Annotated in this window: 19 protein-coding genes; 9 read left to right on the forward strand and 10 right to left on the reverse strand. The window is 71.4% G+C overall.

The annotated features are described in order from the left end of the window. Positions 1–7 precede the first annotated feature (7 nt). From AB0J80_RS30625 to AB0J80_RS30635, 3 genes are read right to left on the reverse strand one after another with little or no spacing between them, the layout of a single operon-like run. Positions 8–829 (reverse strand): carbohydrate ABC transporter permease, encoded by an 822-nt coding sequence (locus AB0J80_RS30625; protein ID WP_364711807.1) that lies wholly within the window; start codon positions 827–829, stop codon positions 8–10. After that, positions 826–1,695, reverse strand: coding sequence for a sugar ABC transporter permease (locus AB0J80_RS30630; RefSeq protein ID WP_364711810.1), 870 nt, complete (start codon positions 1,693–1,695; stop codon positions 826–828). Before AB0J80_RS30630 ends, AB0J80_RS30625 begins: the two co-directional genes overlap by 4 nt. Further along, entirely contained in the window at positions 1,692–2,984 is a 1,293-nt protein-coding gene (locus AB0J80_RS30635; protein WP_364711813.1) for an ABC transporter substrate-binding protein, read from the reverse strand. Before AB0J80_RS30635 ends, AB0J80_RS30630 begins: the two co-directional genes overlap by 4 nt. Before the next feature lie 185 nt (positions 2,985–3,169). On the opposite strand from AB0J80_RS30635, the gene AB0J80_RS30640 reads away from it, so the two are divergent. Both AB0J80_RS30640 and AB0J80_RS30645 read left to right on the forward strand, forming a co-directional pair. After that, positions 3,170–4,363 carry an ROK family transcriptional regulator gene (locus AB0J80_RS30640; RefSeq protein WP_364711815.1) on the forward strand — a complete coding sequence of 398 codons (1,194 nt, stop codon included), beginning with the start codon at positions 3,170–3,172 and terminating at the stop codon, positions 4,361–4,363. Further along, complete coding sequence (locus AB0J80_RS30645) at positions 4,360–5,199, forward strand: substrate-binding domain-containing protein (protein WP_364711818.1); 840 nt, start codon at positions 4,360–4,362, stop codon at positions 5,197–5,199. The genes AB0J80_RS30640 and AB0J80_RS30645 overlap by 4 nt, the downstream gene beginning before the upstream one ends. Here the strand turns inward: AB0J80_RS30645 and AB0J80_RS30650 are convergent. Genes AB0J80_RS30650 through AB0J80_RS30670 form a run of 5 tightly spaced genes read right to left on the reverse strand, consistent with a single transcriptional unit; the run spans position 5,151 to position 10,478 of the window. Then, positions 5,151–6,302: a winged helix DNA-binding domain-containing protein gene (locus AB0J80_RS30650; RefSeq protein WP_364711820.1), complete on the reverse strand. Its 1,152-nt coding sequence runs from the start codon at positions 6,300–6,302 to the stop codon at positions 5,151–5,153. The genes AB0J80_RS30645 and AB0J80_RS30650 overlap by 49 nt on opposite strands. 41 nt (positions 6,303–6,343) lie before the next feature. After that, complete coding sequence (locus AB0J80_RS30655; RefSeq protein ID WP_364711823.1) at positions 6,344–6,688, reverse strand: nucleotide pyrophosphohydrolase; 345 nt, start codon at positions 6,686–6,688, stop codon at positions 6,344–6,346. Positions 6,689–6,719: 31 nt separating this feature from the next. Continuing rightward, positions 6,720–8,711, reverse strand: coding sequence for a DNA/RNA helicase domain-containing protein (locus AB0J80_RS30660; protein WP_364711826.1), 1,992 nt, complete (start codon positions 8,709–8,711; stop codon positions 6,720–6,722). Positions 8,712–8,757: 46 nt separating this feature from the next. Next, the gene (locus AB0J80_RS30665) at positions 8,758–9,699 is read right to left on the reverse strand and encodes a sensor histidine kinase (protein ID WP_364711828.1); all 942 of its coding nucleotides are present in this window, start codon (positions 9,697–9,699) and stop codon (positions 8,758–8,760) included. Beyond that, positions 9,696–10,478: an STAS domain-containing protein gene (locus AB0J80_RS30670; protein WP_364711831.1), complete on the reverse strand. Its 783-nt coding sequence runs from the start codon at positions 10,476–10,478 to the stop codon at positions 9,696–9,698. Before AB0J80_RS30670 ends, AB0J80_RS30665 begins: the two co-directional genes overlap by 4 nt. 99 nt (positions 10,479–10,577) lie before the next feature. Between AB0J80_RS30670 and AB0J80_RS30675 the strand changes: the two genes are divergently transcribed. The 3 genes from AB0J80_RS30675 to AB0J80_RS30685 all read left to right on the forward strand — a co-directional run bounded on the left by AB0J80_RS30675 (position 10,578) and on the right by AB0J80_RS30685 (position 13,079). After that, positions 10,578–11,621: a hypothetical protein gene (locus AB0J80_RS30675; RefSeq protein ID WP_364711834.1), complete on the forward strand. Its 1,044-nt coding sequence runs from the start codon at positions 10,578–10,580 to the stop codon at positions 11,619–11,621. Continuing rightward, positions 11,618–12,643, forward strand: a complete 1,026-nt coding sequence (locus tag AB0J80_RS30680) for a LuxR C-terminal-related transcriptional regulator (RefSeq protein WP_364711837.1) — start codon at positions 11,618–11,620, stop codon at positions 12,641–12,643. Before AB0J80_RS30675 ends, AB0J80_RS30680 begins: the two co-directional genes overlap by 4 nt. Before the next feature lie 67 nt (positions 12,644–12,710). After that, a complete protein-coding gene (locus tag AB0J80_RS30685) occupies positions 12,711–13,079 on the forward strand; it encodes a helix-turn-helix transcriptional regulator (protein WP_364711840.1) in 369 nt (122 codons plus the stop codon). A gap of 38 nt (positions 13,080–13,117) precedes the next feature. Here AB0J80_RS30685 and AB0J80_RS30690 read toward each other — a convergent pair whose 3' ends face one another. Continuing rightward, positions 13,118–13,942, reverse strand: a complete 825-nt coding sequence (locus AB0J80_RS30690; protein ID WP_364711842.1) for a hypothetical protein — start codon at positions 13,940–13,942, stop codon at positions 13,118–13,120. Positions 13,943–14,129: 187 nt separating this feature from the next. Here AB0J80_RS30690 and AB0J80_RS30695 point away from each other — a divergent pair, with 187 nt between their 5' ends. Beyond that, complete coding sequence (locus tag AB0J80_RS30695) at positions 14,130–17,042, forward strand: BTAD domain-containing putative transcriptional regulator (RefSeq protein WP_364711844.1); 2,913 nt, start codon at positions 14,130–14,132, stop codon at positions 17,040–17,042. Between the two features lie 16 nt (positions 17,043–17,058). Here AB0J80_RS30695 and AB0J80_RS30700 read toward each other — a convergent pair whose 3' ends face one another. Then, the gene (locus AB0J80_RS30700; RefSeq protein ID WP_364711845.1) at positions 17,059–17,262 is read right to left on the reverse strand and encodes a hypothetical protein; all 204 of its coding nucleotides are present in this window, start codon (positions 17,260–17,262) and stop codon (positions 17,059–17,061) included. Between the two features lie 392 nt (positions 17,263–17,654). Between AB0J80_RS30700 and AB0J80_RS30705 the strand changes: the two genes are divergently transcribed. Genes AB0J80_RS30705 through AB0J80_RS30715 form a run of 3 tightly spaced genes read left to right on the forward strand, consistent with a single transcriptional unit; the run spans position 17,655 to position 20,312 of the window. Beyond that, a complete protein-coding gene (locus tag AB0J80_RS30705; RefSeq protein WP_364711848.1) occupies positions 17,655–18,680 on the forward strand; it encodes an ABC transporter substrate-binding protein in 1,026 nt (341 codons plus the stop codon). Then, on the forward strand, positions 18,677–19,498 hold the full coding sequence (locus AB0J80_RS30710) for an ABC transporter ATP-binding protein (protein ID WP_364711850.1): 822 nt from the start codon (positions 18,677–18,679) through the stop codon (positions 19,496–19,498). The genes AB0J80_RS30705 and AB0J80_RS30710 overlap by 4 nt, the downstream gene beginning before the upstream one ends. Then, positions 19,491–20,312 (forward strand): ABC transporter permease, encoded by an 822-nt coding sequence (locus AB0J80_RS30715; protein WP_364711852.1) that lies wholly within the window; start codon positions 19,491–19,493, stop codon positions 20,310–20,312. Before AB0J80_RS30710 ends, AB0J80_RS30715 begins: the two co-directional genes overlap by 8 nt. Positions 20,313–20,316: the final 4 nt, after the last annotated feature.

Raw genomic sequence — 20,316 nt, forward strand, 5'->3', positions numbered from 1 at the left:
AGTCCTCTCATTTGGTGGCTCCGGCGGTGATGCCGTTGTAGATGAAGCGCTGCAGCAGCAGGAAGACGGCGACGGTCGGCAGGATGACGATCATCGTGCAGGCGGCGATCGTCTCCCACTGCGCGCCGTACGGTCCTTTGAAGCGGAACAGCGCGGTCGAGATGACGCTCAGGTTCGGTGAGCGCAGGTAGAGGAACGGGATGTAGAACTCGTTGTAGATCGCGATGCCCTTGATGATCACCACGGTCGCGATCGCCGGTTTCATCAGCGGCAAGATGATCCGGCGGTAGACGGTGAACCGGGAGGCGCCGTCGAGCATCGCCGCCTGGTCCAGACTCTGCGGGATCGACTGCATGAACTGCAGGAAGATGTAGATGGACACGATGTCGGTGCCCATGAACAGGACGATCGCCGACCACGAGGTGTTGACCAGCCCCATCGACTTGACGATCTGGTAGGTCGCCACCTGTGTCGTCACGCCGGGCACGAGCGCGGCGACCAGGAACAGGCCGAGGATCAGCCGCTTGAAGGGGAAGGAGAACCGGCTGATCGCGTACGCGGCAAGGGTGCCGACCGCGACGGTGCCGGTCAGCGACACCGCGAGGATGACCGTGGTGTTCCAGAACCCGCGCAGCATGTTCCCGGCGGTCCAGGCCGTGGCGAAGTTGTGGAAGTTGAGCCAGTTCCGCGGCGGCGTGAGGGGACCGGTCGTCGTGTACTCCGCGTGCGTCTTGAGGGCGGCGAAGAGCACCACCACCAGCGGTAGGAGCACCACGACCGACGCCAGCACCAGCGAGACGTACTTGGCGAAGCGTGCCACCTTGCTCATGACAGGGCCACCTCGTCGTCGGGCAGGAGCCGGCGCTGGATCCAGGTGACGAGCAGGACGACCAGCAGCAGCACGACCGCCATGGCCGAGGCCAGGCCGATCTGCCGGAACTGGAAGGCGGTCTGGTACGCCTGGACGACGAACGTGCGGGTGCCGTTCGCGCCGCCGGTCATGATGAACGGGATCTCGAAGACGCTCAGGCTGCCGGAGATCGCCAGGATGAACGACAGGCTGATGATCCGGCGGATGCCCGGGGCGATGATGTGCCGGAACTGGTGCCACCGGTTGGCGCCGTCGATCTCGGCCGCCTCGTAGATGTCGCCGGGGATGGACTGGATCGCGCCGAGGAAGAGCACGAAGTTGAGCCCGGTGAAGCGCCACACGGACGTGCCCGCGAGGGAGATGTTCGCGATGTCCGGGTCGCCGAGCCACAGCCTGGTGTGCTCGCCCAGCCCGATCATCCGCAGCACGGTGTCGAGCGTGCCGTCGGGCTGGAACAGGTAGAGGAAGACGAAGCCGACCGCGACGCCGTTCAGCAGGTAGGGGAAGAACAGGATGCCCTTGAACAGGTTGCGGAACCGTACGTGGAACGACAGCACCACCGCGAAGTACAGGGCGATCGCGATCTGCGCGAACGAGGCGGCGAAGTAGTAGAGGCTGACCAGGAAGACCCGCCAGTACTGCTCGTCGGTGAACACCCGGACGTAGTTGTCCCAGCCCACCGGGTCCATCGTGACGTCCAGGCCGTCCCACTTGTGGAAGCTGTAGAACAGCATGTTGCCGACCGGCACGTACGTGAACGTCACGAGCAGGATCAACGCCGGCGCGACGTACGCCCAGGGGCTGCGCCAGAGCCGACCGGTCACTTCATGACCTGCGACTGGGCGGCGCCCCACCGCTTGTTGAGCTCGGCGAAGTACGAGTCCTTGTCGCCCTTGGCCGCGCCGCGGGCGATGTCGACGAGCTTCTGGCGGTAGATCTCGCCCTTGAGGTCGATCTCGGACTGCTTGATGATCTCGTCCTCCTTGCCGGCGTTGGTGACGGCCGCCGGCACCTCCATCAGCTCGACGCCGGTGGCGGTGAAGTCCTGCAGCGTCCTGGGCAGCGGCTGGTCGACGGCCGGCGGGATCGCCTGCTGGTCCGCGGCGAAGCCGGACTCGGTGACGAACCAGTCCAGCCAGGCCTTCGCGGTGGCCTTGTTCTTCGAGTTCCTGCTGACCGCGCCCAGCTTGTCGCCGTCGATGGTGGCGTGGAACTTGCCGCCGGTCTGGTAGGGGAACGGCCAGAAGCCGATGTCGTCGGGGTTGGCGTTCGACGCCTTGGCGGCGTCCTGCATCTGCGGTACCGCCCACGAGCCGAGCAGCATGGAGGCGACCTTGCCGGTGGCGAGCAGCGGCTTGGAGCCCTCCCAGTTCGTCGTCAGCGGGTCCTTCTCGCTGAGCTTGGCGTGCACGATGTCGAAGAGCAGGCTGTCCTCGATGAACTGGATCTTGCCGGGCTGCCACGGGCTCGGGTCGGTCGGGAAGGTGTCGTTGATCTTCGGGTCGGCGAGCACGGCCCGGTGGGCGTTCCACTCGCCGAGCGGCCAGGCGTCCTTGTAGTTGGTGTAGTACGGCACGGCGTCGGTCTTGTCGGCGACCGCCTTGAGCCCGGCGAGGAACTCCTCCGGCGTCTTCGGCGGCGCGGTGACCCCGGCCTGGGCCCAGATCCGCTTGTTGATGACGAGGCCCTTGGCGATGCCGCCCAGCGACAGCCCGTACACCTTGCCCTCGTACGCGGCCGGGCCGGTGAACCGGTACTTCGCCTTGAGCTCGGTCTCGGTGCCGAGCGGCTCGAAGAACTGGCCGTACTGGTCGAGGGCGACGGTGTTCGGGATCATCAGCACGTCGCCGTAGTCGCCGCCGCTGAGCTGGGTGGTGACGTCGTTGTCGTAGTTCGTCACGCCCTCGAAGGTGACCTTCGTGCCAGGGTACTTGGCCTCGAACTTCCTGGCGTACTCGGGCAGCTTCGTGTCGACCAGGTCGGTGCGGTTCGTCAGCACCGTGATGGCGCCCTTGACGTCGCCGGAGAAGTCGCCGGTCGTCGCCGTGTCGTCGCTCGCGCCGCCGGTGCAGCCGGTCACGAGGGCGACCGCGGCGGCGGCGCCGATGCCCATGAAAGACCTTCTATTGATCATGCCGATGTCCGTCCTTGCGGGGTGACGAGGGCGGACGTGTCGGCCGCCGTCGGTGAGGCGCCCAGCATCGGTCGGCCGGAACGGGCGTGTCAAGGTTAGATTACTAATTTATTTTTATGCCGGCCCTTGTCAGGACCCGGATGGAAGGCAGGTACGGTATCGCCATGGCACGTCGAGAATCGCCCGCGGCAGGGCCGGGAAGCCGCGCCCTCGTCGTGGACGTCATCCGTTCCGCGGAGACCATCAGCCGGGGCGAGCTCGCCGAGCTGACCGGCCTCACCCAGCCCTCGATCTCCAACATCGTCCGGGAGCTCATCGCGGACGGCATCATCCATGAGATCGGCTCGCTGGACTCCGTGAACGGCCGGCGGCGCAAGCTCATCGCCATCAACCCCGGCAACCGGTTCGGCGTCGGTTTCCACCTCGGCGCGGACTCGGTCACCTGCGTCGCCGTCGACGTGACCGGCGGCGTGGTCGGCCGCGAGGTGGTGCCGCGGCTGCCGGACGAGGCGGTGGTCGCCGACCGGCTGGCCGAGCGGTTCGACGACTTCACCGCCGGCCTGGACCTGCCCCGCGACCGCATCGAGGGCCTCGCCGTGGTCGCGCCCGCGCCCGTACCCGGATCGTCCGGAGCCGGAGCCGAACTGACCGGCGTGCGCGCCGAGCTGGTCGAGCGCATCGGCGTGCCGGTGCTGGTGGAGAACGACGCTGCGGCGGCGGCGCTCGGCGAGTTCTGGAGCCGGCGCGTCTCGCGCGAACAGGCCTTCGGCTGCATCTACCTGTCGTCCGGGATCGGCGCCGGATTCGTCTTCGGCGGCGCGTTGTTCCGCGGGACGAGCTTCGGCGCCGGCGAGCTCGGCCACGTGTCCATCGACTACGACGGACGCCCCTGCCCGTGCGGAAACCTGGGCTGCGTGGAGCAGTACGCCTCCACCCGCGCGACCGTGACCGCGGCCCGCGAGAACCCGGCACTGCGAGCCCGCCTGGCGCTGGACGGCAGCGAGTCCAGCGCCTACGACGCGATCGCCCAGGCCGCCGTCAACGGCGACCCGGCCGCATACGCGGTGCTGACCGAGGCGGCCGACCGGCTGAGCGCCGCCGCCACGTCGGTGGTGAACCTGCTGGACCTCGGCCGTCTCGTCCTCACCGGCCCCGGCGTCGCCCTCGCCGGGTCCATCTTCGCCCGCCGCCTGCGGACCCACCTGGCCCGCACGGCCCACTCCCGGCAGCGGCACAGCGTGTCCGTCGAGCTCTCGGCCCGCCCCCGCGACGCGGCCGGGATCGGCGCCGCGGTGCTGATGGTCCAGGCGGCGGTCGCCCCCGGCCACACCACCCGAGCGATGCGGAGCGAACGGTGACCCAGGCGCCCGGACGGATCGGTCTCGTACTGGCACGGGCCTCCCAGGTCCTCGGCGAGGAGCCGTACTACCACGAGTTCCTCGAAGGACTCGAGCGCGTGCTGACCCCGGCCGGTCTGTCCGTGCTGGTCAAGGTCGTCACCGACCGCGCGGCCGAGAACGCCACCTACGAGCAGTGGGCCGCCCAGCACCGGGTCGGCGGCGTGATCCTGGTCGACCTCAGCCCCGGCGACGACCGGGTCGGCCTCGTCCGCGGTCTCGGCATACCGGCCGTCGTGATCGGCGACCCGTCGACGGCCGCGGGACTGCCGACCGTCTGGACCGACGACGCCGGCTTCGCCCGCGAGGTGGTCCGCTTCCTCGCCGGCCGCGGCCACACCGTGCTGGGCCACGTCAGCGGACCGCTCGCCTTCGCCCACACGCAACTGCGCCGGGGCGGCATCGAGGCCGAGGCTGCGGACCACGGCCTGACCCTGCTCACGGCCGAGGGCGACTACTCCCAGGAGTCGGGCCGCACGGCCACCGAGCAGCTGCTGGCCGCCCGCCCGCAGCGGCCCACCGCCATCGTCTACGACAACGACGTCATGGCCCTGGGCGGCCTGGAGACGCTCAAGGACCGCGACCTCCAGGTCCCGGCCGACGTGTCCGTGGTGGCCTGGGACGACTCCGCCCAGTGCCAGCTCGCGGTCCCGGCGCTGTCGGCGATGAGCCACGACGTCGGCCGCATCGGCGAGCTCGCGGCCGCCGCCGTCCTCGACGCGATGCGCGAGTCCTCGGCCGACACCGTCTACGAAGCCCCCAAGGCCCACATCGTCGTCCGCGACAGCACCCGCTGACCACGCGGCGACGCCGCCACCGCGACGCGGGCCTGCTCGCCGCCGGAGAGGAAGCGGGCGAGCTCCCGGCCCTCGTCCGCGACCGCGGCCCGGTCGCTCCGGGAGAAGCGGCGCAGCGGCGTGACCGCCACAGCTCCTTCCCGGACGGTCCAGGTGGCGGCGACCCGGCCGTCCACGAGCACCACCCGCTCACCGGCGACGGACAGGCCGCGATGCTCGTCGTCCACAATGCGGCTGCGATCGTCGTACCCCAGGATCGCGTTGTCGAACGCCGGCAGGAACCGCACCGGCGCCGGGGTGTCCGGGTCGGGGCGCGGCGCGTCCGGGAGATCCAGCAGCTCCCGGTTGCGGTCGTCCCGGAAGGCGGCCAGCTCGTCCCGCACGGCCCGTACCGCTCCGGAGAGCCCGGCGAGGCCACACCAGGCACGCAGGTCGGCGGTGGTCGCGGGCCCGAACGCCGCGAGGTAGCGCCGTACCAGATCCTCGCCGGTCGTGTCCCCGCCGTCCGCCTCCGGCGGCTCGACCTCCCGGCCCAGCCACAACGTGAGCGGAGCATTCCGTACGCCCCCGCCCGAGCGCCACAGCCCTCTCGGCGGAAGCTGCACCATGGGCACCAGGGCGGCGACGACGGCCTCCCCGAGCGGACGCGGTCCCGGCGCCGGCCACCGTTCGGCGAGCGCACGCCCGATCGCGGCCATCGACCGGGGCTCGCCGTCGGCCATCAGCTCCCGGCCCGCCGCCGCAAGCTCGTCGATGTCGACCGCGGCCAGCTCCTTCCCGTACGCCCCCAGAACCTTCTGACGCAGCGTCGGATCATGCCGCGACCGCCAGGCCAGCGCGTCGTCGGCGGTGACCAGGTGGATCGTGCGCCGCATCAGGTGCGTACGCACCACCCGGCGATCGACGAGCAGCGCGGACAGCGCCGCCGGGTCGAAGGCGTGCAGGCGGGACCAGAGGCCCGCGTACGGCTCCTGCGGCTCCTGGGCCTGCAGGCCGCACAGGTGCGCCACCGCGTCGATGACCGGGATGCCGGCCCGGGCGAGCAGGAGCTGCCGGGCGAGCGTGGCGCGGTTGAGCGCCCGTGTGCTGAGGCGGGTCGTCATGCCCCCAGCCTCGCCGAAATAGCGGCCAGAACCCGACCTCTTCAGCGGCGGGCCTTGGCGGCCGACCCTCGCACCTCGGCGGCGGGATACCGCCGGGCCGACTCGGCCAGCTTGTCGCGAGCCGCACCGATGAGGTCGATGTCGAGGACGTCGGCGAGCCGGACGAGGTAGATCATCACGTCGCCGATCTCGGCCCGGACGCGTGCACCGTCGTCGCTGTGCATGACGGCGGTGGACTGCTCGGCGGTGAGCCACTGCATCTCGGCGAGGAGCTCGCCGACCTCGCCTGCCAGCGCCATGGCCAGGTTCTTGGGCGTGTGGAACTGCTGCCAGTCGCGTTCCACGGCGAAGGCGCGGACCTGGTCGCGGAGGTCGTCGAGGTTCATGCGCTCACCGTTGCACAGGCCGCGGACCGGCTCACGCGGGGGCAGGGTTGACGATGCGCCTCAGCAGGGCCTGAGTGCCCGGGTCCGTCGAGTACAGCACGACGCTGCGCATGGCCCGGGTGAGGAGCACCCGGTACTGGTTGCGGATGCGGACGTCGGCGTGCGGGTTCTTGTTCCGCAGCTGGACGAGCTTGGTGTAGCGGGAGGCGCCCATGTCCACCGCCATACGCCCGGCCGCGTCGTCCCAGACCAGGTCGGGGCCGACGATGACGCCGACGCGGGGGAACTCGAAACCCTGGGCGGTGAAGATGGAACCGACCTGTGCGGACCCGCTCGGCTTGCGGGCCCAGTCGGTGTGCTTCGGGTGTCCGCTGAGGGCCTTGTGCAGGTTCCAGTGCTTCCTCCACTCGCCGATCTCGATATCGAACGGCAGGTCGTGGATGCTGTCGATCTTCGGTCGCTTCCGCCAGTCCCAGCAGAATCCGGCGAGGAGCCGGGCATCGCCGCCGGCCGCGTCGTCGAACACCATCTGCTCGAGATCCTGGGGCGTGCCGGCCACGCTGACGGTGAAGTTCTCCTCGTCGTGCCAGACGACGGGCTCGCCGTCGAGCAGGGCGTCGACCCACGCCTCGTAGGCCTGGGAGCCACCGCTGCGGTGCTGCTCCGTCAGTTCCATGACGTCGAACGAAGCGCCGGTGCGGTCGGCGAGCTCCCGGGCGTGGTCGATGGTGACGAAGTCCTTCGACGTCGACGCCTGGTCCTCGTCGATGAACAGCACGAGGACCTTCGCCGACTTCTTCAGCTCGAAGAGCTGGGTGATGTCGTGCGACTCGAGGTGGTCCTGCCTGACCCGGGAGTTGGCGTGGCCACCGAGGACCGTCCACTGTTCGAGCCGCTGAGCCTCGTCGACGATCAGCAGATCCAGCTTGCGCGGCCGTTCCTCGTAGTCGTGATAGATGCGAGCCGAGGTGATGAGCTGCCCGGCCGGTCCCGCGCCGAGCAGGCTGTTGAAGCCGGCCGACGTCTGTAACGCGCTCCGCAACGAGCCCGAGTTCGTGCTGTAGCTGACCTGGCGGCGGGCATGGGCGTTCGCGCCGAGCAAGTGCATGGCGATCCAGGTCTTGCCCGTCCCCGGACCGCCCTTGACGACGATGACGGCCTGGTCGCGGTCAGCCGACGGGTTCATCGCGGCCGAGACGGCGTTCTGGATCCGGCCGAAGACGTCGTACTGCTCGTCGGTCAGGGGATAGGAGTCGCGGTCCGCGAAGATCCGAGCCGCGGCCTCGAGAAGCTTGGGGCCCTGCTGGTAGGCGGCCCGGGAAAGGTTCTCCCACGCCTGCGCCCCGTCCCGGCCGGGATCGAAGAGCGTCGCGAGCCGCCCGATGAAGCGTTCCCGTCCGGCCGGGTCGCCGCTGAACGTCCCGTCCGCCTGATGACGGCCGGCCGTACGGAGCGTCTCTATGGAATCCTCTGTGGCGTTGTGGAGATAGGCGGCGGCCGCGATGGTGACGGCGTTCTCGTCGTGCATTCCCTGGGTGAAACTGCGGATGAACTGGCTGTAGTCATGGGCCTGGTCATAGGGGTGATGCAGGCCGTGGGCGCGTTCGTAGCCGGCGCCCGTGCCGGTGACGCGCTCGTTCGCCGCATCCCAGCCGGCTTGCTGCCACTGCTTGAGCTCGACCACCAGGTAGACCGGCCGCCCGTCGGGGCCGAATCCCGCGACGACGGCGTCGGCCCGGCTGTTACCCGCCTGGTAGGGCCGGTACTCCACGGCGATCCACAAGCGCTGCAAGCCGGCCTTCGTGAGAATGTCGGCCAGCTCGGGCCAGCTCGCCCGCCACGAGCGGATCTCCGGAGTGTCGCTTCGCCGGCCTGGGAAAAGCCGGTCGGCCACCGCCTCCACCAAAGCGTCGCGGGTGCCGGGCCGGGTGGCGTCATGAAACTCCTGCACCGAGCTCGCCATCCCGAACCGGGCCGCCGCGCGGTATCGCTTTCCGTATCGAGTCGCGGAGCTGTCGGTCACCGCGGAACCATAGAAAAGTGATGAATAGGCGAGGGTCAAGTGGGGCTCAGGCCGTCGTCGTCAGCCGTACGGTGAAGTGGTCCGCCCGGGTGAAGAAGTCGAGGTGGTCGCAGAGCCGCCGGACCAGCCACAAGCCCAGCGGGCGCTGCGTCAGGTCGGCGCGGCCCGCCGTGTAGTAGCCGGCCAGCGGGTCGTCGAAGCCGGGGCCGTGGTCGCGGACCGTGCACAGGATCTTCCGGTCGGCGCACCAGAGCCTGATCTGCACCGGTGGGCGGCCGTGCTGCAGGGCGTTGGTCGCCACCTCGATGACGGCGAAGGTGAAGTCCTCGATGTCCTCCAGCTGCAGCACGCAGCCGGTGAGGGTGTCGTCCAGCCGGCGGCGCAGCAGGTCCAGGTCGGTGACGTCGGCGATCGTGAGGGTCGGTTCGGTGGTTTCCAGCGGGTCGGGCGCCGGCACGGCGAAGCGGCTCAGGTAGTCGCGGGGTTGCAGGTAGTCGGGGTTCGGCCGGCGGGAGTGGGCCGTGATGATGCTCGGGTGGGTGCGCTGGACCGTGCGGAGGGCCTCGTCGGAGAACTGGCGGGTGTTCCAGGGACAGACCGCCTGCACGGGGTAGCCGGCCAGGACGTCGTTGAAGGCGGCCTCGAAGCGGACCCATTCGGCCCAGTGGGACGGGCGGACCGGGAGGCCGACGTCGCCTGCTATGCGTACGCCGCGCGCTCCGGACGCCAGCGCCTCCTCCACTGTGTGCTGGAAGAGGCTCAGAGTGCGCGCCGGTCGCTGGTGGGCATCGCGGGTCACGCGGCCGATGCCGGGTTCGTTGCTGAGCGCCTGGACGATCGGGGTTCCGTTGTGGCCGGCGTCGAACACCAGCGCCGCCTCGCCCTGGGCGAGGCCGCGTCGCAGGAAGGGCACGGTGACGGCGAGCAGGTCGTCGGTCGAGCCGAAGAACAGGACGTCGTGGGCGAAGCCGTCGGAGCACGTGATCATGACTCGCCGCCGGGTGTCGCGGTCCGGACCACGATGTCGAGCCCGAGCAGCTTGATCATCCGTGCCAGGGCCGGGCGCGGGGAGATGAGGATGAGGCGTGCGCCGCGCTCGCGCAGGTGCAGGCTGCTCTGGACCAGGACGCGCCAGCCCGCGGCGCTGATCAGGGCGATGGCGCTGACGTCGAGGTAGAGCGCCGACGGGGTGGCGGCGGCCGCCGTGTGCAGGACCGCTCGCAGCAGTCGCTCGTTCGAGTAGTCGATCTGGCCGGTCAGCACCACCGTCCGGTCGCGGCGCCGCAGGTCGAGGGACTGGTGCAGGGTGCGCGGGTGCCAGGCCGTGAACCTGCGGATCTGCTCGTCGGTCAGCTCCTCCTCCAGGTATGGGCACAGCACGATCGCGGGGTACCTGCCGCACAGGTCGTTCAGGATCCCCTCACAGGCCGCGTACGCCTCGGGGGACAGGGGGACGCCGATGCCGGCGAGGACCCGGACGGAGGGGTACCCGTGCTGCAGGGCGTCGCGTACGGCGAGCGCCAGGGCGCCGGGGCGGCAGTACTGAGTGGACGGCATCGCCTGCAGGTCACCGTGGGCGGTCGCGGCTGTCACGTCCACACCGCGGCGGTCGAGCACCTCGAGCAGGGGCGGGCCGGACCCTTCCGGGTGAACCGGGTAGAAGACCTTCTCCCCGGCCTGCAGGGCGTGACGGACCCAGTCGCCGAGCCACGCGGGGTCCCGGCCGTGCAGCAGCATGAAGTGGTGATCGGTGCCGACACCGGCCATGAGACCAGCGTCTCGCACCCGGGCTGGGACGACAAGGACGAATGGTTCTATCGTCCTTGAAAGGAGTGTCTGCGGGGGCTCACCGGGAAGGTACGCCTCATGATGCGGATGTCCGCCGCCGACGCGTCGGTGCTGGACGAGATCGCGGCGATCGCGGTCATGCCGGGGGACCTCGTCGAGCGGGCGAAGGCCCTGCTGAAGCCGTTGCAGCGGATCACGCCCTGCGACGCCGCCTTCATCACCGCCTTCGACCCCGAGCGCCGCGTGCAGACGCCACTGCTGCGGCACGGCTACACCGCCGCCGTCATGCGGGCCCTGGACGGGCCCCAGCTGACCGACGACGTCGAGCAGGCCGGTCTGCACGGGCCTTCACTACCCGTACGGATGGGGGATCTGCCCGTGCCGGTCGAAACCCTGCCGACGTGGTCCCAGCACCTGTACCCGGCGGGGATCCGCCAGTTCCTGAGCACCGGACTGTTCGCCCGCGACGGCCGGTACCTGGGCGTCGTGGCTACCAACAGCGCGGATCCGCGGCCGGCCACCGAGGCGGCCCGGCTCCTGCTGGCCCGGGCCGCCCCGTGGATCGGGCACGCGGTCGACCCGCTGCGGACGGTCAGCGCCATCGCCCGTCTGGTGGGCGACGCCGTCGCCGGGGTGGCGCTGACCCGGGCCGCGGACATCGTGCCGCTGACCGGGCTGCCCGGTCACCCCCTGCTGGCGCCGGGCTCGCCGGTGGTCCTCGCGGCGGCCGCCCGCACGGCCGGGGGGCATCCGCTCACCACGTTCCTGTGCCCGGACGACGGCGAGGATCCCGGCGGCGGCCTGTTCCGGGTCAGCATGCTGGCCTGCCCGCCCCAGCCTCCCGGACACCTGCGGCGGGTACTGCTGCTGTCGCCGGCACCGTATCCGCACGGGCTGACCCGTCACGAGCTGCAGATCCTCGGCCTGCTGATCGAGGGATGGCCCCTGGCGCGCATCGCCGTCGAGCTCTCGACCGGCGTACGCGTGCTGACCGGTGACGTGGAGCTCATCCTGGCCAAGCTCGGCGCCGCCTCGCGGCACATGGCCGCGGCGCGGGCGCTGCGCCGGGGCGTGTATATCCCGGCCGAGCTGACCCGTTCCGTACGGCGTGAGCAGCGATGACCGCGATCACGCCGCCGGCGCACCAGGTCCTCGACGAGGTCACCGCCATCGGAGGTCATCGCGGTGGCCTGCCGGAACGCGCGGAGGAGCTGCTCGACGTCCTGCACCGGCTCGTACGCTTCGACGCCGGCCGGATAGCCCTGTTCGACGCGCCGCGCCACCGGCAGACGGACCTGGCCATCCGTGGCTACCCGGACCGCGCGCGGCAGTATCTCGCCGGGCCCGGGGCGATTCACGACGCGGAGCTGCTCGGGCTGCACCGGGATCCGCCGCCGATGCGCATCCGGGACCTCCCGCGTCCGGCCGCGGAGTTCCCGATCTGGGCGGAGTACCTGCATCCGGCGGGGTTCCGTGAGGGTGTCCTCGTCCCGCTGGTCACACCGGACGGCCGCTACCTCGGCCTGTTCGCCGCGATGAGCCACGACGCGCGGCCGGTCAGCGACGCCACTTGCGCCCTGCTCGGCCGGCTCAGCCGCCCGATGGCGCACGCCCTCGACCCGATGCGTGCCATCGAGGCTCTCGCCGCCCTGGTCACCGACGCGATCGCCGGCGTCGTCCTCACCGGTTCCGGCGGCACCGTGGCGCTTCCAGGTCTGCCCGGGCACCGGCTGCTGAGGCCGGGCTCACCGATCCTGGCCGAGGCCCGGACCTGTTACGACGACGGGGACACCCGGGCCACGTTCCTCACGCCCACGGGCCCGGCCGCGCCGTCCGGCTATCTCAACGTCACCGTCCTGGCCTGCCCGGACCAGCCACCGCACGAGCTCACCGCCGTGGTGCTGCTGCGCCCCGCCGGGGACCTGCGTCACCTCTGCCACCGCGAGATGACCGTCCTCGGCATGCTGATCAGCGGCTGCGCCATCGGCGATGTCGGCGCCCGCCTGCGCATTCCCGCGCACTCGGTCCGGGTCGCGCTGGAGCAGGCGCGGGCGAAACTCGGCACCAGCAGCAGCGCCGCCGCGGTCATGCGCGCCGCCGACCACGGCCTCTACCTGCCGCCGTCCCTGATCCGGAGCGCGTGACAGCCCAACTCGTACGCAAGTGCGTTCTTGTTCCTGTCGGGAACCCGACTGAGGATCGGTTGCTGTGATGAGCGTCGCAACAACCTCGACGGTGCCGCCGGACCCCACCGGCGCCGCCACCCCGGTCGAGTTCGCCCGCCGCCTGCGCGCCCTCATGGATGCGTGCCGGAGGTCGCTCGACAGTGTCGCACTGCGCAGCCGTGCCGCCGGCACACCCATCTCCCGCGCCACGGTGCACAACCTGGTCACCGCCCGCAGCGTGCCCCGGCGCGACTCGCTGGTGGCCTTCCTGCGCGGCTGCGGGATACCCCCGCGCGAGCAGATCCGGTGGTTGACCGCCTTCGACGCGGTCTATCCGGACCCGCGCCGTGGAGCGGTGCCCCGGCCCGCCGCTGACCGGCGCCGCCGCCACGGTGCCGACGGCGCGGCGGGGTGACCGGGGACGCCGCCCCGGTCACCCCGCCGCCCCCCCCTTCAGGACAGCGCCGTGGGCTCCCCGTAGACGAAGTCGTCCATGACGACCACGTCGCGCGTGGAGGTGTCGGTGTTGGTGCTGCTCAGCGGCGCGTTGCCGGTGGTGATGCGGACCTCGTAGATCTCCGCGTCGGTCTTGACACCCAGGAACGACAGGCTCTTGGACGCCGTCGTGCCCTTGGGTACGGCGTGCCACCAGAGGCGGGCGCCCCAGCGGTCGTACAGCTCGATCTTGGTCGTGTCGGCCTTGTCGACGTCGGTGAAGACGGCGCCGAAGCCCTTCACCGTGGCCGGCGTGTGTGTGCCGGGGCTGAAGAACGTGATGCTCATCTGGTTGGTGCCCACCGGGGTGAAGAGCCGCTGCGGGCTGAACGTCCCGAAGATGCCCGGGTACTGAGTGTTGATGTTGCCGAAGCGGACGGGCGTGTGGGTCGGGTTGTCGGTGTCGGCGCTCACCTGGAACCGGTTGCCGGCAGCCGTGGAGAACACCGCGCCGCGGGGCACGGTGGTGTTGAAGAAGTCGCGGGGCAGCGCGTTCGGCGCCGCCTGGGCGTCCGGCGTACCGTCCCAGTTGATCTCGCGGCGGCCGGCGGGCTGGCTGCCCGGCGTGCTGCCGTTGTCGGGGTTGCCGAGCAGTCCGCGGAAGGCGTCGACGGTCGGCTTCAGCCCCGCGGCGTCGGCGGCGGCGCCGTCGATCCTCGTGAAGGTGGGCGCGGCGGCGGCCGAGGCGGCCGGTGCGGCCGACAGCGGCAGCAGCGTCACCGGTACGGCGGCCGCGGTGACGGCGAGCCGGGTGAGGCGCCGGCGGAGCAGGTTGGTGCGCATCGGTGGTTCTCCCTCGGTCGTGGCGGCCCGTCGTCCGGGCGCCGGGAACGCATTGATGCTGCGGCGCGGCTGCGGGGGCCGGCGCGGGGTGCCGCGGGGGGAAGTGCGGGGGGACGCAGGCCGGCGGCCCGCCGGGTAGCCGACATTCGCCTTGACCGATGTCCCGGCCGGCTCGACGCTGGGGCGGGTGACCGTCGGAACAGCCCCAGCACCACCGCACGCCGCCGTCGCGCCCGCGGGCGGCTCGCCGCTCACCCGCTTCATCGGGCGCGAGGCGGAGATCGCCGCCCTGCTCGCCGCGGCACGCCGGACCCGGTTGCTGAGCCTGGTGGGCCCGGGTGGCAGCGGCAAGACCCGCCTGGCCAGGGTGGTGCGGGACCGGTTCGCCGCGGACGGCGCTCAGCCGGCGTGGTGGGTCTCGCTGGCCCAGCTGGACCGGCCGGCCCTGCTGCTGTCCACCGTGGCCGATGCGGTGCAGGTGGCCGAGGTCCCGGGCCGCTCCCTGGCGGACGCGGTCGCCGCGCACCTGAGCCGGCGGGAGGTCCTGCTCGTGCTCGACAACTGCGAGCACCTCGTCGCGGACTGCGCCGCGCTCGCCGGCGAGCTGCTGCGCGCGTGTCCCGGGCTGCGGATCCTCACCACCAGCCGGGAGCCGCTCGCCGCGGCGGGGGAGACCACCTGGTTGCTGGAGGGGCTGTCCGACAGCCAGGCGGTGCAGCTGTTCACCGACCGGGCCCGCCTGGTGCGGCCGGATTTCGCCGTGACCGACGCCAACGCGGCCGACGTCGCGCGGCTGTGCCGCCGGCTGGACGGCATGCCGCTCGCCCTGGAGCTCGCCGCGGCGCGGCTGCGGGTGCTGCCCCTGCCGAAGATCGTCGCCTGGCTGGACGACGCCGTGTCCCTGCTGGTCGGCTCCGACCGCGACGCCGCACCACGGCAGGCCACGCTGCGGGCCACTCTCGACTGGAGCCTGAAGCTGTTGCCTGCCGCCGAACGCGACCTCTTCGCGCGGCTGTCGGTCTTCCGCGGAGGCTTCAGCCTCGCCGCCGCGGCGGCCGTCGCCGGTGACGACGCCGGTGTCCTGGACACGCTGGAGCTGCTCACCCGGCTCGTCGACAAGTCGCTCGTGCAGGCCCGCACCGACGGCGCCGAGGAGCGCTACCGGTTGCTCGAGGTCGTGCGCCAGTACGCGGCTGAGCACCTCGGCGACCGGGCGGGCACCACCGCCATCCGGCATGCCTGCTTCATGCTCGAGCTGGCCGAACGAGCCGAGCAGGGCCTCGCCGGCGCCGAGCTGCGGCCGTGGCTGGACCGGCTGCACCACGACCGTGGCAACCTGCGGGCCGCGCTGAGCTGGTCGCGGCATCACGACCCGGGTCTGGGCGTACGCCTGGCCGGCGCGCTGGGCCGGTACTGGCGGCTCAGCGGCCAGTACGCCGAGGGACGGCAGTGGCTGGCGGCGGCCGTGTCCGCGATGGAGGAGACGGCCGCCCCGGCGGCGCGCGCCAAGGCCCTCACGGCGCTGGGCACGCTCGAGTTCCTGCAGTGCGAGTACCAGCAGGCCGAGGCGCGTCTGTCCCAGGCCCGGCGGCTCTACACGGCGACCGGCGACGATCGCGGGACCGCGGCGGCGGTGCAGAGCCTGGCCAGCATCGCCCGTGAACAGGGACGGTACGCCGAGGCCCACCGCCACCACGAGGAGGTGCTGGCCATCGGCCGGCGCCGCGGCGACCCCGCCGCGGTGGCACGGGCGATCAAGTCGACGGGTTTCACCGCCTGGCTGGAGGGCGACTACCCGGCCGCGATCGAGGCGTCCACCGACGCGGTACGCCGCTTCCGTGAGCTCGGCGACGACGAGGGACTGGCCGGGGCCCTCGTGGACCTCGCCGCCGGGATGTTCCGCCGCGGCGATGCGGGCGCCGCGCGCACTCTGCTGGAGCAGAGTCTTGCCATCGCCGACCGGCTCGGACTGCGCGAGGGGACCGCCTGGGCGAACGAACAGCTCGGGCTGATCGCGGCGGCCCACGGGGAACGGGCGGAGGCCGTCCGGTTGCTGCGCCACAGCCTCGAGGTCCACCACGAGCTGGGTGACCGGTGGCGCACCGCGAGTGTCCTGGAGGCGCTGGCGGGCCACGCCGACCCGGTCCACGGTGCCCGGCTGCTCGCCGCCGCGGCACGGTTGCGCGAGCTGATCGGCACCCCGCTGCCGCCGTGCGACCGCGCCGGGCAGGAGCGGCGGCAGCAGGCGGTCCGGGCCGCGCTGAGCGCCGACCAGCTGGAGCGCGCGACCACGGACGGCCGCAGCCTCTCGGTCGAGCAGGCCGTCACGGCCGCCCTGGAACCGGAGAGTCCCGCCGCGGTTCCGGCGCCGGGCGAGGTGGTCGTCCGCGCTCTCGGCCGCACCCGGGTCACGGTGACGGGCCGCGAGCTGGGCCCGGAGGACTGGACCTACGCCAAGCCGCGCGAGCTGCTGTTCCACCTGCTGACCCGGCCGGGCACCAAGGCCGAGATCGGCCTCGCGCTCTGGCCCGACGCCTCCGGCGCCGAGCTGCGCAACAGCTTCCACACCTGCCTGAAGATGCTGCGGCGCGCGGTCGGCGACGCGCTGCGGGTCCGGTACGCCGGCGGCATCTACCGGGTCGAGCCGGTGCTGCCACTGCGCTACGACGCCGATGACTTCCGTACGGCGGCAGCAACTGCCCGCGCCCACGGCACCACACCGGCCGCGATCACCGCCCTGACCGAGGCGGCGGACCGCTACCCGGGGGACTTCCTCAGCGACGTGCCTGCCGGTGCGTGGGCCGAGCAGCACCGTGAGGACCTGCGGCGCGAGTACGAGTACGTGCTCCGTACGCTCGGCATCCTGCTCGCCCGGGAGCGCCGCTTCGCGGAAGCCGCGGAGGTCTTCACCCGCCTGGTGGCGCACGACCCGCTGATGGAGGCGGCGCATCGCGGCCTGATGCGCTGCCACGCCGCGCTGGGTGACCGGGGACGGGCTCTGCGCCAGTACGAGCAGCTCGCCGGCCTCCTCGACGAGCAGCTCGGCGCGCTTCCGTCACCGGAGACCGTGGACCTGCACGCCCGGATCGCGAAGAGCTGATCGGCCGACCGCGCGGTCAGACGTCCTCGTGCTGGCCGATGCTGCCCGTCCGCTCGCCGGCGTGGCGGGTCGCGGCGGTGAGCTGTTCGAGCGCGGCCTCCATCGCGCACAGCAGGGCCGGTGGCAGGCCGGCCGCCTCCGCCCGCTGCAGGAGGAGCGCCTGCCGGACCACATAGTCGCGACAGGACTCCATGAGGTCTTCGAGCGCGGCTTCCGGCATGGTGTCACCTTCGGTCGTGATCTGCGGGGATCGTCCTTCCCTGCCCGGGTTCGGCGGCGGCAAACCTCCGCGGACGCGAGCGGTCCGCATATCCCACCCACTCTATGGGAAATATATGTGACCTGGGTCACAAAGTGGCTGACGGGGGCGGAGGCGGGCCCTTACGTTGCTGACATGAACCGGAGCAAGCGTCTCACCCGACGCCGCTTCGTCGACTACCTCCGGGTGTGTACCTGCACCTGTTGAGTCGCCGGGCGAGCACAGCGCACCAACGCCCGACCTCCTTCTCGCATGACGACCGCCGCGAGCCGGCGCGATGAAACCTGCCCCTGCCCGGATGGCGACGCCGCCACCGGGAGCCGATGGCACCTACCCGCAGCAAGGAGCTCCCCATGAAGATGACCAGAGCCGCCGTGGCGGCCGCCCTGGCCGCCACCCTCGCCGCGGCCGCCCTGTCCGGATGCGGCTCGAGTGGCGCCGCCGCCGCCAAGAACGTCAAGGAGCTGCGATATCAGGGCTGGGTCGGCCAGGTGACCCCGCCGGAGCTGGCCGAGGACCTCGGCTACCTCGGCGACGTCAAGCTCAAGTGGATCGGCAACACGATCAGCGGCCCGCAGGACATCCAGGCCGCGACCACCGGCGACATCGACTTCGGCGGCGCCTTCAACGGCGCGATCGTCAAGCTCAAGGCCAACAAGGCGCCGATCACCGCGGTGATCGGCTACTACGGCGCCGACAAGGACACCTACAACGGCTTCTACGTGAAGGCGGACAGTCCGATCAAGACGGCCAAGGACCTCATCGGCAAGAAGATCGGCGTCAACACGCTGGGCGCGCACGCCGAGGCGGTGACCAAGACCTACCTGAGCCGCAACGGCCTCACTCCGGAGCAGATCAAGCAGGTCGAGCTGATCGTGGTGCCGCCGGTCAACACCGAGCAGTCGCTGCGGCAGGGCCAGATCGACGTCGCCTCGCTCAGCGGGCCGCTGCGCGACAAGGCCCTCGAGCGCGGCGGCATCCGCCCGCTCTACTCCGACTTCGAGCTGCTCGGCGCGTTCACCGGCGGCAGCTACGTGCTGCGCAACGACTTCCTGAAGAAGAACCCCGAGACGGTGAAGACGTTCACCACGGGCGTCGCCAAGGCCATCGAATGGTCGCGGACGCAGCCCCGGGACGTGGTGATCGCCCGGTTCCGCGACATCATCGCCAAGCGCGGGCGCAACGAGGACGACACCCAGCTCAAGTTCTGGAAGAGCTACGGGGTGTCCAGCAAGGGCGGCGCCATCACCGACAAGGACTTCAGCACCTGGATCGAGTGGCTGAGCAGCACCGGCGAGATCAAGAGCAAGGACCTCAAGCCCTCCGACCTGTACACCAACGAGTACAACGGGCTCGCCTCGGGCGGTGGCGCGCAGTGAGCGACGCGAAGATCCGCTTCCAGAACGTCGGCAAGGTGTTCCAGGCGCGCGGTACCACGGTCACCGCGCTGCAGGACATCGACCTCGAGGTCCGGGCCGGGGAGTTCCTGGTCATCGTCGGCCCCAGCGGCTGCGGCAAGTCCACCCTGCTCGACCTGCTCGGCGGTCTCACCCGGGTGAGCAGCGGGCGGATCCTCGTCGACGGCACCGAGGTCACCGGCCCGGGCCTGGACCGGGGCGTCGTCTTCCAGCAGTACGCGCTGCTGCCCTGGCGTACGGCGCAGGGCAACGTCGAGTTCGGCCTCGAGGCCAAGCACGTGCCGCGCCGCGAGCGCGCCGGACGGGCCCGCGAGTACCTGGACCTCGTGGGGCTCGCCGGCTTCCACGACCGGTACCCGCACGAGCTCTCCGGCGGCATGAAGCAGCGCGTGGCGATCGCACGCAGCCTCGCCTTCGACCCCGACGTGCTGCTGATGGACGAGCCGTTCGCGGCCCTCGACGCGCAGACCCGCGACGGGCTGCAGGACGAGCTGCTGCGGATCTGGGAGAAGACCGGCAAGACCGTCGTCTTCATCACCCACGGCATCGACGAGGCCGTCTACCTCGGGCAGCGGGTCGCGGTGATGACCTCGCGTCCCGGCCGGATCAAGGAGGTGGTGGACATCCCGCTCACCGCCCGCTCGGCCACCGAGGACCTGCGGTCGGACCCCGAGTTCGCCCACTACCGGCACGTGATCTGGAACCTGCTGCGCGACGAGGTCCACAAGGCCCGCAACGCCGAGCTCGGCCTGGATGAGAAGGAGACGGCCCGTGTCTAGTGTCGTGTTACCCGTGCCGCGTCGTGCGGTCGGGAGGATCGCGCGCGTACCCGTGCTGCGTACCGTCGGCGCGGTCGCGACCCGGACCGTCGCGATCGCCGCGCTGGCCGCGGTATGGGAGGTCTTCCCCCGGCTGGGCATCGTCGACGCGACGTTCCTGCCGCCGCTGTCCGAGGTGCTGGCGGCGTGGTGGCAGCTCGCGCAGTCGGGCGAGCTGTGGAACCACGTGCAGGCCAGCCTGACCCGCTCGCTGGCCGGGTTCGGCCTCGCGATCGTCGCGGCCATCCCGCTCGGCCTGCTCATCGGCTGGTACCGGCCGGTGGCGAACCTGCTCAACCCCCTGCTCGAGGTGTTCCGCAACACCGCGGCGCTGGCGATCCTGCCGGTGTTCGTGCTCATCCTCGGGCTCGGCGAGACGTCGAAGGTGGCGATCATCTTCTACGCCTGCGCCTGGCCCATCCTGCTCAACACGATCAGCGGGGTGCGCACCGTCGACCCCCTGCTGATCAAGTCGGCGCGCTCGCTGGACCTGGGCCCGCTGCGGCTGTTCCAGAAGGTGGTGCTGCCGGCCGCGGTGCCGACCATCTTCACGGGCATCCGGCTGGCCGGCGCGTACTCGATCCTCATCCTCATCGCCGCCGAGATGGTCGGCGCCAAGGCCGGCCTCGGATACCTCATCAACTACGCGCAGTACAACTTCGCCGTGCCCGACATGTACGCCGGGATCATCACGATCTCCGGCATCGGCCTGCTCGTCAACCAGCTGCTCGTGCTCACCGAGCGCCGCTTCTCGACCTGGCGCACCGCCAACTGAAAGG

This window comes from Actinoplanes sp. NPDC049548 (assembly GCF_040676695.1).
In the GTDB taxonomy this organism is placed as follows: Bacteria; Actinomycetota; Actinomycetes; order Mycobacteriales; family Micromonosporaceae; genus Actinoplanes.

What these genes read in the sequence shown, in the direction of transcription:
- AB0J80_RS30625 (WP_364711807.1), bottom strand. Translation starts at nt 829, where the DNA reads ATGAGCAAGGTGGCACGCTTCGCCAAGTACGTCTCGCTGGTGCTGGCG.
- AB0J80_RS30635 (WP_364711813.1), bottom strand. Translation starts at nt 2,984, where the DNA reads ATGGGCATCGGCGCCGCCGCCGCGGTCGCCCTCGTGACCGGCTGCACC.
- AB0J80_RS30640 (WP_364711815.1), top strand. Translation starts at nt 3,170, where the DNA reads ATGGCACGTCGAGAATCGCCCGCGGCAGGGCCGGGAAGCCGCGCCCTC.
- AB0J80_RS30650 (WP_364711820.1), bottom strand. Translation starts at nt 6,302, where the DNA reads ATGACGACCCGCCTCAGCACACGGGCGCTCAACCGCGCCACGCTCGCC.
- AB0J80_RS30655 (WP_364711823.1), bottom strand. Translation starts at nt 6,688, where the DNA reads ATGAACCTCGACGACCTCCGCGACCAGGTCCGCGCCTTCGCCGTGGAA.
- AB0J80_RS30665 (WP_364711828.1), bottom strand. Translation starts at nt 9,699, where the DNA reads ATGATCACGTGCTCCGACGGCTTCGCCCACGACGTCCTGTTCTTCGGC.
- AB0J80_RS30670 (WP_364711831.1), bottom strand. Translation starts at nt 10,478, where the DNA reads ATGGCCGGTGTCGGCACCGATCACCACTTCATGCTGCTGCACGGCCGG.
- AB0J80_RS30675 (WP_364711834.1), top strand. Translation starts at nt 10,578, where the DNA reads ATGATGCGGATGTCCGCCGCCGACGCGTCGGTGCTGGACGAGATCGCG.
- AB0J80_RS30680 (WP_364711837.1), top strand. Translation starts at nt 11,618, where the DNA reads ATGACCGCGATCACGCCGCCGGCGCACCAGGTCCTCGACGAGGTCACC.
- AB0J80_RS30685 (WP_364711840.1), top strand. Translation starts at nt 12,711, where the DNA reads ATGAGCGTCGCAACAACCTCGACGGTGCCGCCGGACCCCACCGGCGCC.
- AB0J80_RS30690 (WP_364711842.1), bottom strand. Translation starts at nt 13,942, where the DNA reads ATGCGCACCAACCTGCTCCGCCGGCGCCTCACCCGGCTCGCCGTCACC.
- AB0J80_RS30700 (WP_364711845.1), bottom strand. Translation starts at nt 17,262, where the DNA reads ATGCCGGAAGCCGCGCTCGAAGACCTCATGGAGTCCTGTCGCGACTAT.
- AB0J80_RS30705 (WP_364711848.1), top strand. Translation starts at nt 17,655, where the DNA reads ATGAAGATGACCAGAGCCGCCGTGGCGGCCGCCCTGGCCGCCACCCTC.